Source organism: Nguyenibacter vanlangensis (genome assembly GCF_013376155.1).
Classification (GTDB): Bacteria; Pseudomonadota; Alphaproteobacteria; order Acetobacterales; family Acetobacteraceae; genus Gluconacetobacter; species Gluconacetobacter vanlangensis.
Map to the genome: position 1 here is coordinate 1 of NZ_JABXXP010000811.1, position 1,177 is coordinate 1,177.

Below are 1,177 nucleotides of genomic sequence, written 5' to 3' on the forward strand. Positions count from 1 at the left end.
CGGGGCCCGGCATGGCGGGCGGCGTTGCCGAGGGCGGCGGGGGGCGGGCGATTTCGTCCTCGCCATGGCGGCGCAGCAGGTCGAGCAGGCGGCGGCGCATGATCAGGCCGGGGCGGTCGGAGGGCATGTGGCTTTCGACCTGGCGGGTGATGTCCAGGGTCGCGTCGCAATCGGTGGCTTCGAGGATCTCGCGGTCCTCGTCGGTGATCTTGCGGTCCCAGGCGATCAGGCGTTCGGCGGGGCAGTCTTCCTCGCGGTCGTTGCGGTAGAGGAGCTGGACGAGCTGGATCCGGTCGTCCTCGATCGGGGTGGCGCAATTGATGATGATGTGGCGGATGCCGCTGGGATAGGCCATGTCCATCCGGCGGCAGAACGGCATGTACCAGTGGTTGTGCATGGTGCGCGTGGTGGTGGGCGACGGATCGCCGGTGATCGCCACCGCGTCGGGCGGGTTGAGGATGTCGACCACCGTGGTGGCGTAGAAGCCGTAATCGGTCTCGGCGATGTCGTAGAATTTGGGCCTGGGCTGGGTGATGTCGCCGAACGTGCCGCGATGCACGTAGGAAAAATGCGCGTTGTCGAAGGAGTTTTCCATCAGCCGCAGCGGCGCGGTCCGCCAGGTGTCGTAGAACTGGAAGATGCGGCGGAAGGCGGGATCGCGGTCCTCGGGGATGTCGAAGATGTCCGCGATGGGATCGTCCAGCGCCACCCAGGCATAGCCGTAGCGCGCCTGGCAGCGGAAGGACTGTACCCGGCAGGCGGGCAGCGGCGCGTCGCGGCCCAATTGGGGGATTTCGGTCAGGCGGCCCTGCCCGTCATAGCGCCAGCCGTGATAGCCGCAGACGATCTCGCCATGCGCACACCAGCCCTTGGAGAGTTTCGCGGTGCGGTGGCAGCAGCGGTCGCGCAGCGCGCGGGGCGCGCCGCCGGCATCGAGGAACAGGACCAGGTCCTCGCCCATCAGGCGGAAGGGCCTGGGGCCGTCGGCCAGGTGATGCACCGGCATGACCGCGTACCAGAAGCGGCGCAGCACCGCCTGTTTGGTGGTCAGCATACCAGGTCCTCCTGCCGGGCGATGCGGGTGACGACGGCGCGGGCATGGTGCAGCAGCGCCGGCAGGTCCAGGCCGGGAATCGCGCCGTCCACCACCACGGGACGGCCGGCCGACAGGACGTGC

At 68.9% G+C, this 1,177-nt stretch carries 1 protein-coding gene; it reads right to left on the bottom strand.

Annotation, left to right across the window (positions count from 1 at the left end):
* Window positions 1-1,054: aromatic ring-hydroxylating dioxygenase subunit alpha (locus HUK84_RS19260; protein WP_176641649.1), on the bottom strand; the 1,054-nt coding region annotated here is incomplete at its 3' end.
* Between the last annotated feature and the right edge of the window lie 123 nt (window positions 1,055-1,177).